The sequence below is a fragment of the Achromobacter sp. NPDC008082 genome, assembly GCF_042957345.1.
In the GTDB taxonomy this organism is placed as follows: Bacteria; Pseudomonadota; Gammaproteobacteria; order Burkholderiales; family Burkholderiaceae_B; genus Achromobacter; species Achromobacter kerstersii_A.
Genome location: NZ_JBIBIB010000004.1, coordinates 549,041 through 563,540, shown reverse-complemented (window position 1 = coordinate 563,540; position 14,500 = coordinate 549,041). Strand labels below are relative to the sequence as shown.

General features: G+C 65.9%; 15 protein-coding genes and 1 riboswitch. Of the genes, 5 read left to right on the top strand and 10 right to left on the bottom strand.

Annotation, left to right across the window (positions count from 1 at the left end):
* Positions 1 to 12: 12 nt before the first annotated feature.
* The 3 genes from ACFZAI_RS18665 to ACFZAI_RS18655 form a co-directional block, all read right to left on the bottom strand.
* A complete protein-coding gene (locus tag ACFZAI_RS18665) occupies positions 13 to 1,296 on the bottom strand; it encodes a muropeptide transporter (protein WP_391568354.1) in 1,284 nt (427 codons plus the stop codon).
* Between the two features lie 76 nt (positions 1,297 to 1,372).
* Positions 1,373 to 1,987 (bottom strand): methionine biosynthesis protein MetW, encoded by a 615-nt coding sequence (gene metW, locus ACFZAI_RS18660; RefSeq protein WP_054421270.1) that lies wholly within the window; start codon positions 1,985 to 1,987, stop codon positions 1,373 to 1,375.
* On the bottom strand, positions 1,984 to 3,246 hold the full coding sequence (locus ACFZAI_RS18655) for a homoserine O-acetyltransferase (protein ID WP_391568353.1): 1,263 nt from the start codon (positions 3,244 to 3,246) through the stop codon (positions 1,984 to 1,986). Before ACFZAI_RS18655 ends, metW begins: the two co-directional genes overlap by 4 nt.
* A riboswitch (SAM riboswitch) is annotated at positions 3,236 to 3,317 on the bottom strand. Its footprint overlaps the gene before it by 11 nt.
* A 149-nt stretch (positions 3,318 to 3,466) precedes the next feature.
* Here ACFZAI_RS18655 and ACFZAI_RS18650 point away from each other — a divergent pair.
* A complete protein-coding gene (locus ACFZAI_RS18650) occupies positions 3,467 to 4,474 on the top strand; it encodes an Ldh family oxidoreductase (RefSeq protein WP_391568352.1) in 1,008 nt (335 codons plus the stop codon).
* A gap of 4 nt (positions 4,475 to 4,478) precedes the next feature.
* On the opposite strand, the gene ACFZAI_RS18645 is transcribed toward ACFZAI_RS18650, so the two are convergent.
* Positions 4,479 to 5,375, bottom strand: coding sequence for an AEC family transporter (locus tag ACFZAI_RS18645; protein ID WP_391568351.1), 897 nt, complete (start codon positions 5,373 to 5,375; stop codon positions 4,479 to 4,481).
* A 238-nt stretch (positions 5,376 to 5,613) separates the two neighbouring features.
* Here ACFZAI_RS18645 and ACFZAI_RS18640 point away from each other — a divergent pair, with 238 nt between their 5' ends.
* A complete protein-coding gene (locus ACFZAI_RS18640) occupies positions 5,614 to 5,856 on the top strand; it encodes a LuxR C-terminal-related transcriptional regulator (protein ID WP_391568535.1) in 243 nt (80 codons plus the stop codon).
* Here the strand turns inward: ACFZAI_RS18640 and ACFZAI_RS18635 are convergent.
* The gene (locus ACFZAI_RS18635) at positions 5,846 to 6,403 is read right to left on the bottom strand and encodes a hypothetical protein (RefSeq protein ID WP_391568350.1); all 558 of its coding nucleotides are present in this window, start codon (positions 6,401 to 6,403) and stop codon (positions 5,846 to 5,848) included. The genes ACFZAI_RS18640 and ACFZAI_RS18635 overlap by 11 nt on opposite strands.
* Before the next feature lie 59 nt (positions 6,404 to 6,462).
* On the opposite strand from ACFZAI_RS18635, the gene ACFZAI_RS18630 reads away from it, so the two are divergent.
* The 3 genes from ACFZAI_RS18630 (at position 6,463) to ACFZAI_RS18620 (ending at position 9,562) form a co-directional block, all read left to right on the top strand.
* Positions 6,463 to 7,356, top strand: a complete 894-nt coding sequence (locus ACFZAI_RS18630) for an alpha/beta hydrolase (protein ID WP_391568349.1) — start codon at positions 6,463 to 6,465, stop codon at positions 7,354 to 7,356.
* A gap of 32 nt (positions 7,357 to 7,388) precedes the next feature.
* Positions 7,389 to 8,960, top strand: coding sequence for a glutamate--cysteine ligase (gshA, locus tag ACFZAI_RS18625; protein WP_391568348.1), 1,572 nt, complete (start codon positions 7,389 to 7,391; stop codon positions 8,958 to 8,960).
* 80 nt (positions 8,961 to 9,040) lie between these two features.
* Entirely contained in the window at positions 9,041 to 9,562 is a 522-nt protein-coding gene (locus tag ACFZAI_RS18620) for a lipocalin family protein (RefSeq protein WP_391568347.1), read from the top strand.
* A 65-nt stretch (positions 9,563 to 9,627) separates the two neighbouring features.
* Here the strand turns inward: ACFZAI_RS18620 and ACFZAI_RS18615 are convergent, their stop codons facing one another.
* The 5 genes from ACFZAI_RS18615 to ACFZAI_RS18595 all read right to left on the bottom strand — a co-directional run bounded on the left by ACFZAI_RS18615 (position 9,628) and on the right by ACFZAI_RS18595 (position 14,429).
* Entirely contained in the window at positions 9,628 to 10,572 is a 945-nt protein-coding gene (locus ACFZAI_RS18615; RefSeq protein WP_391568346.1) for a succinylglutamate desuccinylase/aspartoacylase family protein, read from the bottom strand.
* A gap of 85 nt (positions 10,573 to 10,657) precedes the next feature.
* Complete coding sequence (locus ACFZAI_RS18610; RefSeq protein ID WP_175170548.1) at positions 10,658 to 11,650, bottom strand: tripartite tricarboxylate transporter substrate binding protein; 993 nt, start codon at positions 11,648 to 11,650, stop codon at positions 10,658 to 10,660.
* Positions 11,651 to 11,832: 182 nt separating this feature from the next.
* Positions 11,833 to 12,747, bottom strand: a complete 915-nt coding sequence (locus ACFZAI_RS18605) for a LysR family transcriptional regulator (RefSeq protein ID WP_391568345.1) — start codon at positions 12,745 to 12,747, stop codon at positions 11,833 to 11,835.
* Positions 12,748 to 12,790: 43 nt separating this feature from the next.
* Entirely contained in the window at positions 12,791 to 13,675 is an 885-nt protein-coding gene (locus ACFZAI_RS18600) for an alpha/beta hydrolase (protein ID WP_391568344.1), read from the bottom strand.
* On the bottom strand, positions 13,668 to 14,429 hold the full coding sequence (locus ACFZAI_RS18595; RefSeq protein ID WP_391568534.1) for a GntR family transcriptional regulator: 762 nt from the start codon (positions 14,427 to 14,429) through the stop codon (positions 13,668 to 13,670). Before ACFZAI_RS18595 ends, ACFZAI_RS18600 begins: the two co-directional genes overlap by 8 nt.
* Positions 14,430 to 14,500 lie beyond the last annotated feature (71 nt).

Sequence of the window (14,500 nt, the reverse complement as noted above, 5' to 3'; positions counted from 1 at the left end):
GCCCCGAAACCGCTAGGCCTCGTCGCCCTGCTTTTCCATGGTTTCAATCGTGCCGCGCAGCATTTTCAGCAGCACCAGCCCCGGCACGGCAATCACCACCGTCAGCAGGAAAAACCCCGGCCAGTCCAGATACGCCACCAGCGGCGGCGTCAGCGGCCCCGCCAGATACGTGCGCCCCACGGCCGACAGCGCCGACAGCAGCGCAAACTGCGTGGCCGAAAACCGCTGGCGGCACAACGCCATCAACAGGCCCACGAACGAGGCCGTGCCCAAGCCGCCGCATAGGTTTTCGATTCCCACGCCCGTGGCCATCAGCCAGATATTTTTCGGGCTGACCGCAATCAGCCAGTACGCCAGGTTCGACACCGCTTGCAGCAGCCCGAACGCCATCAGCGACCGGTACAAGCCCCAACGCGACATCAGCGTGCCGCCGGCCAGCGCGCCCACAATGGTGGCGGCCAGCCCCAGCACCTTGTTCACGGTGCCGACTTCGGTGGGCGTGAAGCCCGCGCCGCGAATGAGAAAAGTGGTGGACAAGGCGCCCGCAAACGCATCGCCCAGCTTGTACATCACGATCAGCATCAAAATCGCGATGGCGCCCGGCCGCGTAAAGAACTCCACCAAGGGCTCGCCCACCGCCTGGCCCAGATTGCGCGGGGCGCGGGCGACGTGTTCCGGCTCGGGCGCCCACAGCGTGGCCAGCACGCATAGCAGCATCAGCCCGCCCATCAGCACATAGGTGTTGCCCCAGCCAATCCACTGGTCCGCCAGGATCAGCGCCAATCCGCCTGACGCAATCATGGCCAGCCGGTACCCCATCACCTTCATGGCAACGCCGGCGCCGCGTTCCTCCTTGCGCAACACGTCCGTGCAATACGCGTCGAACGCGATGTCCTGGGTGGCGGACAGAAACGCCACCCCCACGGCCAGCAGCGCCAGCGGCATCAGCGCGGTGGACGGCGACATCAGCCCCATCAGCATGATGGCCAGGCCCAGCAGCACTTGCGTGACCAGCATCCAGCCGCGGCGGCGGCCAAGCAGCGGCGGCACGTAGCGGTCGATGAGCGGGGCCCACAGGAATTTGATAGTGTAGGCCGTGCCTACGAGCGTCAGGAAACCGATTTCCTGAAGCGGAACGCCTTCCACGGTGGCCCAGGCTTGCAAGGTGCCGCCAGTCAAGGCCAACGGCAATCCGCTGGCAAAGCCCAGGACCAGCAAGGGGGCCACGCGGGGGCTGGTGTAGACGTTGGATACAGCGGTAATGACGGTCTCCTGAAACGCGCCCGCACGGCGCAACAGGCGTTGCGCCGCGAGGCTTGCGGCATTTTAGGGCCTGTTCGGCCGCGCCGTCAGGGCGATCGGTGTCGGAATGTCAGGGCGTCGCGAAGCGATACACCGCCAGCGTGCTGCGCCAGCTGGGGAACAGCTTGACCTCGTGGCCTTCGTTGAACGTGGCGCGTTCAAGAATGCGCAGCTTCAGCTCGCCAGCCAGCTGTTCGAAGTCGCGCAGCGTGCACAGGTGAATGTTCGGCGTGTTGTACCACTGGTACGGCATCTGGCCCGTCACCGGCATGCGGCCGCGCAAGATGGCCCAGCCGTGCGGCCAGTAACCGAAGTTGGGAAACGACACGATGCCGTGGCGCGCCACCCGCGCCATTTCGCGCAGGATGTGTTCGGTGCGGTGCATGGACTGAAGCGTCTGCGACAGCACCACCGTGTCGAACTGCTTGTCGTCAAACAGCGCCAGGCCGTCTTCCAGGTTTTGCTGGATGACTTCCACCCCGCGCCGCACGCAGGCGATCACGCAGGTGTCGTCCAGCTCGACGCCCGCGCCGCGCACCTGGCGGTTGTCGCGCAAGTGCGCCAGCAGCGCGCCATCGCCACAGCCCAAGTCCAGCACGCGGCTGCCGGGTTCGATCCAGCCCGCGATGCGGGCCAGGTCGGGCCGCAACGCATTGTGGGCATAGCGGGGGGTGACAGGGGTCATGCGGAAGGTCCTTCGGTCAGAACGGCGCCGCCCGCCAGCCCAAGCTCGCGCGCGATGCGTTCGTAGTAGCCACGAACCACGGCATGGTAGCGCGCGTCTTCCAGCAGGAAGGCGTCGTGCCCGTGCGGCGCGTCGATTTCGGCATAGGTGACGGGGCTGGCGTTCTTCAGCAGCGCGCGCACGATTTCGCGCGAGCGCTCGGGCGGGAAGCGCCAATCGGTTGAAAACGACACCAGCAGGAAGTCTGCCTTGGCGGGCGCCAGCGCGCGCGCCAGGTCGCCGCCCGTGGTGCGGGCCGGATCAAAGTAATCCAGCGCGCGCGTGATCAGCAGATAAGTGTTGGCGTCGAAATAGCGGGTGAACTTTTCGCCCTGATAGCGCAGGTACGACTCCACTTCGAACTCGACGTCGTAGCCGTAGTGGTAGGCGCCATTTTCGGCGGGCGCGCGTTGCGCACGCCCGAATTTTTCGGCCATGTCGTCATCGGACAAGTACGTGATGTGGCCGATCATGCGCGCCACCGACAGGCCGCGGCGCGGCACGGTGTCTTGCGCGTAGTAGTCGCCGCCGTGGAAATCCGGGTCGGTGATGATGGCGCGGCGCGCCACTTCGTTAAAGCCGATGTTCTGCGCTGACAGGCGCGGCGTGCTGGCAATCACCACGCAATTGGCCACGCGGTCGGGCAAGGTGATGGCCCAGCTGAGCGCTTGCATGCCGCCCAGCGATCCGCCCATCACCGCCGCAAAGCGATCGATGCCAAAGTGATCGGCCACGCGAGCCTGCGCGCGCACCCAGTCTTCCACGGTCAGCACCGGGAACGCAGCGCCCCAGGGCTTGCCGGTTTCAGGGTTGATGCTGGCCGGGCCCGTCGAACCGAAGCAAGAGCCCAGGTTGTTCACGCCGATCACAAAGAAAATGTTGGTGTCCACCGGCTTGCCGGGGCCGACCATGTTGTCCCACCAGCCGACATCGCTGGGGTTGTCTGCCGCCTGGCCCGCCACGTGGTGGGACGCGTTGAGCGCATGGCAGATCAAGACCGCGTTGGTGCGCTCGGCGTTGAGCGTGCCGTAGGTTTCCACGGCAAGTTCGTACGCAGCCAGCGACTGGCCGCTAAGCAAGGGCAGCGGCTCATCGAAGCGGATGAAGGTGGGTGCGACAAGACCGACGGAACCGGGATCAGCGGAGTCGGACGTCGTGACGGTAGCGGGGACGAACCCGCTGGCCGAATCACCGGCCAAATGTTGGGCAGGAGTGGTCATACGGACCTCTTTAGCTGGATTTATTGGAAGGCGCCCGCAAGCGGATCAGGCAAATCGGCGCCGAAATATGGGTACTGCACTCAGGTACAGCGGAAAGAATTCTAGCACTGCTTGGCGGGGCTGCTGAAGCGGGCCGCCGGTGTGACAATAGCGCTTACCGGCAGCGCGCTTCGCCAGCCCCCACCCATTTCGCGCGGCGCGCCCCCCTGACAGGAAGGATATGGCTCACATCTATCTGGACGAACTTCAACTGCTGGCGGCCGCCGCCCTGGCCGCCGCCGGCGCCAATCCGGCCATGGCCGACAGCACCGCCCGCGCGCTGGTCTTTGCCGAAAGCCAGGGCATCAGTTCCCACGGCCTGTCGCGCGTGCCGTTCTACGCCGGCCATCTGCGCGCCGGCCGCGCCATCGGCTCCGCCGTACCGCGCATCGTGCACGAGCGCGGCGGCGCAGCGCTGATCGACGCCGGTTCCGGCCTGGCGTATCCCGCCTGCGCCATGGCGGTCGAGCAAGCCGCCCTGCGCGCCCGCGAACACGGCATCGCATTCATCGGCGTGGCCAACAGCCACCATTTCGGCGAAGCCGCCTACCACCTGGAAGCGCTGGCCGATGCCGGGCTGGTGGCGCTGGCGCTGAGCAACTCGCCGGCCGCCATGCCCGCCTGGGGCGGCAAGCGTCCGCTGTTTGGCACCAACCCCATCGCCGCCGTCTTTCCGCGCCGCAATGGCGCGCGGCTGGTGATTGATTTGTCTCTGTCGCAAGTGGCGCGCGGCAAGCTGATGATCGCCGCGCGCGACCACCAGCCCATTCCGCTGGGCTGGGCATTGGACGCCGACGGCCAGCCCACCACCGACCCCAAGGCCGGGCTCGCTGGCAGCATGCTGCCCGCAGGCGGCGTCAAGGGCGCGATGCTGGCGCTGATTGTCGAACTGCTGGTCTGCGCACTGACCGGCGCGCACTTCGGTTTCGAAACGGAATCGTTCTTCGTCGACGCTGGCGGCCCCGCGCAACTGGGCCAGGCCTTCATGGCGATCGACCCGGGCGCGCTGGCGGGCAACAACACGTACCTGGAACGCGTCGAAACCCTGGTTGACGCCATGCTGGAAGACGACGGCGTGCGCCTGCCCGGCGACCGCCGCCGCAAGCTGCGCGACGAAGCCGTGAAGCACGGGGTCGACATCCCCGACCCGCTCATGGCGCAACTGCGCGAGATGGCGGGCGTGGCCTAGCGTGCTAGGCGCCCTGGGTGAACCACAGCATCAAGGGCGCCAGCAGCAGGAACACCACGGTCGACACCAGCACCGCGCCTGCGGCGGTGTCGCCCAGCGTCGTATAACGCTTGGCGTACATGTAGCTGACCACGGCGCAAGGCATGGCCATTTGCAGGCTCAGCGCGCCGGCCAGCACGGGTTCCAGGTCCAGCGCCCACACCACGGCCAGGCCTGCCGCCAGGCCCACCACCAGCCGGATCGCCGCGACTTTCGCGCCATCGCGCAGGCCGTTGGACGGAATCAGCGCCAGCGCGTGACCCAGGCTCAGCAGCATCAGCGGCACCGTCACCGCGCCCAGCATGCGGGCCGTTTCAATCATCCATTCCGGGACGGGGATATGCAGCATGCGCAACGCCACCGCCACCACCGACGCCAGCAGAATGGGGCTTTTCCAGCTGCCCTTGGTGTTCACGCCCGGCAGCAGCCGCACGGCGATCGTGTGCATGACAAAGGAATTCACCGCAAAAAATGCCACGGCTACCGACAGGCCCGCGTCCCCAAACGCCAGTTGCGAAATGGGCAGGCCCAGGTTGCCGGCGTTGGGCAGGAAGGCCGTGGGCAGCAGCGTGCGCACCGGCAACTTCCACAGTTTCAGCAGCAGCGCGCCAACCCCTGCGCACAGTAGCAGCGCCAGCAACGTGGCCGCCGCCACATCGGCCAACGCACGGTCGTCCAGGTGGGTCGTGACAAAGGTGTGGAACACCAGGGCCGGCGTGGTCACGGAGGTGACGAGCGTGGTGATGAACGCCCCGCCAAAGGGAATATCGCGCTTGCCCCACAACACCCCGATGCCGACGCACGACAACAAAGGCAGCATCAGCACAATGGCTGACAGGTAAAAATGGGCAATGGCAAACATACAGCTATTCCGTCAGAGATAAAGAGATTGATGCGCCAAGGCATCAATGCTTGCCCAGGGGCGATGTGGGCCGCAGCATGAGGCACCTTGTCAATTACAGGGCGCACCGCCCATTGCCGCCATGTCAGTCAATCGTCCGCTGTCCGTCAATCGTCCGCTGTCCGCATATTGCCCCGACCTGTTGCCCAGCAATCCGCCCTTGTCCCGCTTGCACCCGCCTATTTCGCCGCTGACTTCACTGTCGGCGCCGTTGGCCAGGGCCAAGTCAGCCGCGCATCCGCTGTCAGATCGCCAGGCCATCTGCCTGTTCTGGTCCGCCGCCGGTAAAACCAGCTGGGAAACCGCCCGCATCCTGGACGTCAGCGAAAGCACCGTGAATTTCCACTTGCGCAACGCCTGCGCAAAGCTGGGCGTGCGGGGCCGGCGCGCCGCCGTGGTGGCGGCAATACGCCAGGGGCTGCTGGACGCCGTCATGGTTTGACGGGTCTGGCCGGGTTCACCACCACCGACCTCAGAAATTCCCGTGCGCGTTCGGCGGGCAGGCTTTCCGTTGTGCCGGCCGCCACCGCTTCGATCAGCATGGTGTCGGTCACCCAGACTTTCGCCTGCAACCATCCCGGCTTGCCCATGGCTTTGCCGTGCACCTCGATTTCCTGGCCATAGGGCGGCAACGCCGTGGGCGGGGGAGCCTGCATATTGGTGTACAGCGAATGCATCAACGCCACGCCCAACGCCTGCTTGGCCACCGGGTCCGCCGCAATGTCGGGCGGCAGCGGCGCGCTGCCCACGGCAAACACGGCTTCACCCACCGTGGCCGTGGCCAGGGTAAAACGCAAGGTATGGGTATCCAGGCGCAAGTCGCGGGTTTCCGTCGACACGCGGTCGGGGAACGCGGCGCGTACATGCCCGTCGGCCACGTCCACTTCACGCCAGTTGTAACGGGGCGAGCAGGCGGCTACCAGCAGCGCCAACCCCACAATCACGCCGGCTTTCTTGAACATGAAACGAAACAGCGATGAAATCGTCATTACCCGAGGCCCGTGACGCCTAATCATTTCGAGGAATCTGGAAATTGTCGCCGATTTCGATGACCCCTGCGCCTGACGGCACGCCATTGGCCAATTATGTTTGGCCCGCCGCCCCCAATGTGCCTCCGCCCGTTACCGGTGCAGGGGCCCCCAGCATCTACCTGCTGCACGGGCTGAGCGAACACGCCGGGCGCTATGACCGTCTGGCCCGCTGGCTGACCGCACGCGGCTGGACCGTGGGCGCGCACGACCACCGCGGCCATGGCCGCTCGGGCGGCCCGCCCGCCACGCTCGCCCACCAGGAAGACCTGGTCACCGACGCCGTCGAACGGCTGACCGCCTGGACGCAGGCCCAGGGCCGGCCGCCCATCGTGCTGGCCCACAGCCTGGGCGCGCTGGTGGCGGTGCGCATTGCGCTGCGCCGCCTGGCCGACCTGGATGCGCTGGTGCTTAGCTCACCGCCCTTTGTGGTCAACGTCCCGCTCTGGGTGCGCCGCACGCTGACCTGGATGTCCCTGCATGCGCCCGACCTGCGCGTGCCTCACGGGCTGGCGCCCGCCCGTATCTCGCATGACCGGGCGGTCGTCAAAGCCTACCGGTCCGACCCGCTGGTGCGGCGCCGCATGACGGGCCGGCTTGCGCGCTTCGTGGACGAAGGCGGCCAGGACGCCCTGCGCGAGGCCGGGCAACTGCCCTGTCGCACCCTGCTGATGGTGGCCGGCGACGACTCCATCGTCGCCGCCGAAGGCAGCCGCCAATTCGCACAGCGGGCGCCCGCCGAATTGCTGACTTTGCGCTGGTACGACACTGCCTGGCACGAGATTTTCAATGAAACGGCCCCTATTTCCGATCCGGTTTATGCTGACCTGGACGAGTGGCTGGCGCGTACGGCTCAGGCATTGTCCCTGCGCCCAGTATTGGCTCCCTCGGCACAGGAAGCCGGCACCCCGTAAAATCCGGCGACAGACCCATACGAGAAGAATCCGTGACTGATACCGCCGCCAACCGCCTCTCCCGCCTAGAGGCCAACCGCTCGCTGCTGACCCAGACGCTGCGAGGCATTGAAAAAGAAGGCCTGCGCGTGGACGAACAGGGCATCCTGTCGCGCACCCCGCACCCCGCTGGCCTGGGTTCGGCACTGACCAACGAACACGTCACCACCGATTATTCCGAGTCGCTGCTCGAACTGATCACGGGCACCCACACGGATGTGGACGCGCTGCTGGCCGAGCTCACCAACACCCACCGCCACGTCTACAGCGTGCTGGACCACGAGCTGATCTGGAATCAGTCGATGCCGGCCACGCTGCCCGCGGAAGCCGACATCCCCATCGCCTGGTACGGCAAGTCAAACACCGGCATGCTCAAGCATGTGTACCGCCGGGGTCTGGCCGAACGCTATGGCAAGACGATGCAATGCATCGCCGGTGTGCATTACAACTTCTCGCTGGCCGAAGACTTGTGGTCGGTGCTGGATACGCAGCCCGGCTCCGTGCAAGACCGCCGTTCGCGCGGCTACATCGGGCTGATCCGAAACTTCACGCGCTATTCCTGGCTGCTGATGTATCTGTTCGGCGCGGCGCCCGCGCTGGCCAGCGATTTCCTGCGCGGCCGCGAGCATCCCTTGAACCGCCTGGGCGACCACACGCTGTACCTGCCGCACGCCACCAGCCTGCGCATGAGCGACCTGGGTTACCAGAACAAAGCGCAGTCGCAGTTGAAGCTTTGCTACAACGACCTGGACACGTTCCTGGGCCGCTTGTACGACGCCGTGACGCAGCCCTGGCCCGACTACCAAAAGCTGGGCACGCATCGCAACGGCGAATGGATTCAGCTGAACACCAACGTGCTCCAGATCGAAAACGAGTACTACTCCAGCATCCGCCCCAAGCGCGCCACCGGCCGCTGCGAACGCCCCATCACGGCCTTGGCGGAACGCGGCGTGCAGTACGTGGAAGTGCGCTGCCTGGATATCGACCCCAGCTCGCCCGTGGGCATCGACGCCAGCACCAGCCGCTTCGTTGACGCCTTCCTGCTGTTCTGCACGACGTCCGACAGCCCGTTCTTCCCCGCCAGCGGCTACTGCCAGCGCAGCGCCGACAACTTCTCGACCGTCGTCAAGGAAGGCCGCAAGCCCGGCCTGATGCTCGACCGCGAAGGCCAGGCCGTGTCGCTCACGCAATGGGGCCACGAACTGCTGGACCAGATCGCGCCTTACGCCGCGTTGTTCGATTCCGCGCTGGGCGGCAACGCCTATGCCGAAGCCTTGTCCGCGCAGCGCGCCAAGCTTGATCACCCCGACACCACGCCGTCGGCGCGCTTGCTGGAAGCGCTGACGCAAAGCGGCTTGTCGTTCCATGATTATTCGCTTGAGCAAAGCCGCCAACACGCCGACACGCTGCGCGCGCAAGCGCTGCCGTCGGATCTGGCGGCCGCGTATGAGCAAGCCGCCGCGCAGTCCACGGTGGAGCAACAACGCCTGGAGCAATCCGACACGGTGGATTTCGATACCTATGTCGCCCGCTACCACCAGGCGCTGAAAGCGCCGCGCAAATAAGGCGTATCGTTAGGGTTTGGTTTTGCGGCGCTCGTCCCTGGGCGCCGCGAATCCCATCAGTCACTGAGGAGGTTTTTTCCATGCGCCGCACTGCAACACTCTTGCTGGCCTTGGCAGCCAGCATGGCGGGAATCGCCCATGCCGCGCCGCCGCCCATGCAGACCGTGGAATCGGTAGACCTGAAACGCTACGCAGGCATGTGGTACGAGATCGCGAATTTTCCGATGTTCTTCCAGCGCAACTGCGTCGGCGACACCACCGCGGAATACACCGCGCATCCCGATGGCACGATCGGCGTGAACAATCGCTGCCGCACCAAGGATGGCGACATCGATTCCGCGTCCGGCACCGCCACCGTCGTGGAAGGCAGCAACAACGCCAAGCTTGAAGTCACGTTCGTGAAGCCCTTCAAGGGCGATTACTGGGTCATCGGCCTGGACCCGGAATACCGCTGGGCCGTGGTGGGCACGCCCGACCGCAAGTACCTGTGGATTCTGTCGCGTTCGCCGCAACTGCCCAAGGAAGAATTAGACAAAGCCCTGGCCGCGGCCACGGCTCAGGGCTATCAATTGGATGAACTGCGCTACACGCCGCAGAAGTGATGCAGTAGCCGCTCAGCAATGACACAACCGGCGCATGACTGCGCCGGTCATCATTTGGCCGCGTATCAGCCCGCGTAGTCCCGCGCCAGCCGCACCACCGTCACGCCAGGCTTCAACTGCCGCAGCGACGGCATGATCAGCGTGCAGTTATCGTATGGCGTCACAATCGGCTGGCCATCTGCCCAGCCGATCACCGAACCTGCTTTCTCCAGCGTTTCCAGCCCCGTCCAGCCCTGCGCAAACTGCACGTTCATTGACGGCGCAACGACGGCGTTCGTCACTTCCAGCACACGTTGCTGGGAAGGATCGGGCATCAGCCAGCCCGCCGGCAGGTCCGCCGCATCCAGCACGCCCGACTCCACCAGCATGCGCGCCACCATGTCGCGCGCCACATCGCGCGCGGCCAGCTCGCCGTGGAAACCGCATTCGATCAACAAGGCGCAGGCGTCTTCGCGCGCCGGGTCGCCGAACTGCGCAAAGTCACGCATGCGCACGCCATCCTTGTGGCCCGCATCCACGATCACGTGTTGCGGCGCCTTCAAGCGGCGCGCCAACGCGATGTTGCGCGGCAGAACGCCCGTCAACAACAAGGGCGCGCCCGGCTCATGCATGGAATGCAAATCCAGCAGCCAGTCCGCGCGTTCCACAAACGGGCGCAGCGCCGCGCCGCGCTGGCGGTCGGGCGTAGTCGGGTTGTCCAGGCGCTCGGCGCTCCAGACGCGGTTCATGTCTTCGGCCACAAAGCGCGAGGCATCGTGGTTGGCATGGTCGAAGCGGTCGAACGCGTCCAGGTTGCAAAACGCCAGTGTCAGGCTGCCGCGGCGCGGCTTCACGCCGGCGGCCAGCAAGTCCTTCAACGCCCACGCGCCGCACAGCTCGTTGCCGTGCACCAGCGCGGACACCATGAGCGTGCGTCCCGGCACGCCCGAATCAAAATGCCACACGCCCGGCGTGCCAGTGTTGCCGGCGCGCTCGGCGCTCAGGTCGGGAACGGGAAGCTTGAATTCCATGGTGTGATCCGCTGTGTTGCCTGGTAATGCGATGGGGTTGATGACTGCGCTTTTCGTACACGCCTACTGCACGTGCACTGCGCTTTTATTGCGCTTCGATCTTGGCGGCCTTGACCAGCGCGCCGTACTTCTTCGTCTCTTCGGCCTGATAGGCCACCATGTCGACGCCCGGCTTGGCCACTTCGCCGCCTGCGTCCTGCATCTTGTTGCGGAACGGTTCGGACTTCAGCGTTTCGTCCAGCACGGTGCGCAGCTTGGTGACCACCGGCTCCGGCAAGCCGGCCGGGCCATAGAGCGCGAACCACAAGTTGATGTCGACGGATTCAAAGCCCGGGGTGGCCGCCAGCGGCGCGATCTCAGGCGCGGCCGGCGAACGCTTGTTCTCGGTCAAGCCCAGCGCGACGATGTTGCCGCTGCGCACTTGCGGCAGGCCCGAAGACAGCACCAGCATGCCGTAGTCCAGCTGGCCGCTCATCAGGTCCGTCACCAGCGGCGACACGCCGCGGTACGGCACGTGTTCGGCGCGCGTGCCGGTGGCCTGGTTGATCATTTCGCCCGCCAGATGCAGCGTGGTGCCCACGCCCGACGAGCCGTAGTTGAACGTTCCTGCGTCAGCGCCGCGCAGCTTCTTCAGATAGTCAGCGGCGGTTTTCACGCCGGAATTCTTGCTGGCGGCCAGCAGCATCGGCTGCGAGGCCACGAGGCCCAGCGCCGTGAAATCCTTGGCGCTGTCGTACTTGACCGCCGTGTTGATCATGCGGGCAATCACCATTTCATTGGTCGAGCCCAGAAAGATCGTGTAGCCGTCGGGAGCCGCACGCGCCACGCGTTGCGCGCCGATCGTGCCACCGGCGCCGCCCACGTTTTCGACCACCACGGTCTGGCCCAGGCGCTTGCCCAGCTCTTCGCCCAACAGGCGCGCGGTCAGGTCCAGGCTGCCGCCGGCGGGGTAGCCGACGATCAGCGAAATGGTGCGGGCGGGGTAATCCGCGGCAGACGCGGCCGGCGCGGCAGCCAGGGCCGAGGCGGCACACAACGCAACAAGCGCTGCACGCAGCGGATGCAGAATGGACTTCATGGTTTTCTTCCTTGGGGTGCTGGGGGGTGGACGGCGTGGCCGTCTCATTTGAGGTTTAGGCTCACATTTTCGCGGGACGCGCGCATGCTATCCGTGCCAAAACAGCACATCTTCGTGCTTATCTTGTTTTGAACGTGTTTTGAACGTGTTTTGAACGATGGCGGGCCGCTACGCAACGGCGGTCAGGCTTTGCGATTGGCGGTGGCTTCCCAGGCGGCTTCCGCCAAATCCGTCAAGCGCGCGCGCGGCCGGTACAAGCGCACTTCGAAGGCGATTTCCTCGCTGCGGCCCCCCAACGCGGCCAACACGCCCCGCCGGCAATCCGCCGCCACCATCGACCACGGCAGCCACGCCACCCCTACCCCCTTGGCGACCGCACCGTGCGCGGCGTCCAGCGAATCGCTGCGCACGAACGGCGTCAGCGCATAAGGCGTGGTTTCCAGGCGGTCGCCGACGATGCGTTCCATCGCCAGCCCGCCCGTGTAGGTAATCAGCGGCACCGGCGGCCCGCCATCTTGCAGCGTGTAGCGGGCGCGGCCACGCGTATCCACCTGGCTGACCGGCACCAGCTTGTCGGTAGCCAGCGTCATGTAGCGATAGCGCGCCGGGCTCAGCGGCACGGACAGCGCCGGATGCTCGTAGCAGCACAGCAAATCCACCTTGCCCTGCTCCAGCCGCACCACCAGATCCTGCGCCTTGCCGGTGGACAGCTCCACTTGCGTGCCTTCGGTCAGCACCTTGGGCGTGCGATGCCGCAGCCGGGCAATCCAGTCCGCGACCAGCGTGCGCGCCAAGCTGCGGCCGGTGGCAATGCGCAACACCGCTTCGCCGCCCGCCCCTGAACTGCGGATGCGATGGCGCACCAGCCCCATCTGCTCAACCACCTGCGTGGCCGTCTTCAGCAGCGCTTCGCCTTCGGGCGTGAGCGTGACAGGCAAGTGCTGGCGTTCGACCAGCGGGGCGCCGGCCCAGGCTTCCAGCGCGCGTATGCGCCGCCCGAACGCGGGATGCGTGACGTGGCGCAGCTCGGCCGCACGCACAAAGCTGCCGGTGCGCGCCAGCGCAATCAGGTCTTCAAGGAGTTTCAGGTCGGCCATAAGGCGAAAGCTTAAGCGATTGACCGGCCCATGACGCAACCCTTCAGCGCGCAGCCAGCCCCATCATCGCCAAGGTCGCGCGTGTGAGCTCGCTGTCCGCGTCTTCAAGCTCGTTGACCAGATCGAAGTGATTGCAATGCGGCGTGGGAATGCGCGTGGACGCCAGCCCCGCGGCGTTCCAGGCCGCTTCGAACGCGGAAGTCTGATTCTTGAACCCTTGCGTTTCCAGGCCGCCCACCGCCAACAGCATCGGGCCTGCGTGTTCGGGCAGATTGAAGATCGGGCTTTGATGCGCGGCTTGCTCAGGCGTCAAGCGCAGCCACGTGTTCGGCAGGATGTCGCACAGCGGACGCAAGTCGAACAGCCCGCTTAGCGCCAGCGTGCCTTTGATGACATCGTCCGGCACGCCATAGCGCGCGGGCCAGCCGGGCGCGACCAGCATGCCCGCCAAGTGGCCGCCAGCCGAGCTGCCGCCCACATAGATGCGGTCAGGGTCCACGCCGTAGGCCGCCACGTTCTGGTACAGCCACGCCACGGCGGAACGCACTTCGCGCACCACTTCGCCCAGCGTGGCTTCCGGCACCAGCGTGTATTCCAGCGTGGCCACGGCGGCGCCCGCGGCGTTAAACGCTTCGGCCATGACGGGCGCGTCTTCCTTGCGCTGCGCACGCCAGTAACCGCCGTGGATAAACACGAACAGCGGCGCGGGCGCGCGCGATGCGGCAGGCAGGAACAAGTCCAGCCGTTCGTCCTGGCCCATGCCGTAGCGCAAATCCAGCACGCCGGGGCGGCGCGTGCGCACCCGCGCGGACGATTCCGCGTAGCGCCGCACGCAGGCGTCAAAATCCGCCACCGATTCACGGGCGTTGTATTGCACTTCGCGCTCGGCGATGGTGGGAAAGAAAAGGTCGATGTCGGCGTTATGCATGTCGTGCCTGCGAGTCGGGCTGTGAAATGATCCGTTCGATGAATTGCGCGGTCTTGCGGTAGTGCGCGGCCAGCATGGCGACGGAACGATCCGCGTCGCGCGAGATCGCCGCGTCAAGCAATTGGCGATGCTCGTCATCCACGTTGCGTTCCGGCCCATAGGCCGTGGCGCCCGCGCGCGCAGGGCGGCGGTAACGCTCGGTTTGCGCATACAGCTGCGTGGACAGGTCCAGCAGCCAATGCGACCGGCACGCGCCAATCAGCGCATGGTGAAAATCCAGATGGCGCGCTTCAAGCAATTCTTCCAGTTCTTCCGACGGCGGCGAGGCCTCGCCTGCGCGCTGCGCCGCCAGCGTCAGCGCGTGATACGCGCCCACCAGCCGCGTTTCCCAGGCATCGTCGGCGTTCGCCAGCGACCGGCGCAGGGCGTCGCAATCAATCAGGATGCGCGTTTCACAGGCGTCCCACATTTCCTCGACCGACAAGGGCGCAATGCTGAAGCCGCGTGAGGTGGTGTTCACCACCATACGTTCGCTGCGCAAGCGGTTGAGCGCCTCACGGATCGGCGAAAAACTGCTGCCGTAGCGCTGCTTCAATAATTCCAGCCGCAGCGACTGGCCCGGCGCGAAGGCACCGCTCATGATGTCGCGCCGAAGCAGGCGATACACCTGCTCCGACAGCGTAATTTCTTCCACGTCAGCATTCCCGTCCGATCCGGGATCGTCCTGGCGGGAAGCTTTGATTCTTGGCTTCAACATGCTCTCCAGATGTCAGCGGCTTGTCCGCCGATCCGCGCACAGGCGGCCCATTCTACCCGTGCGGCCTC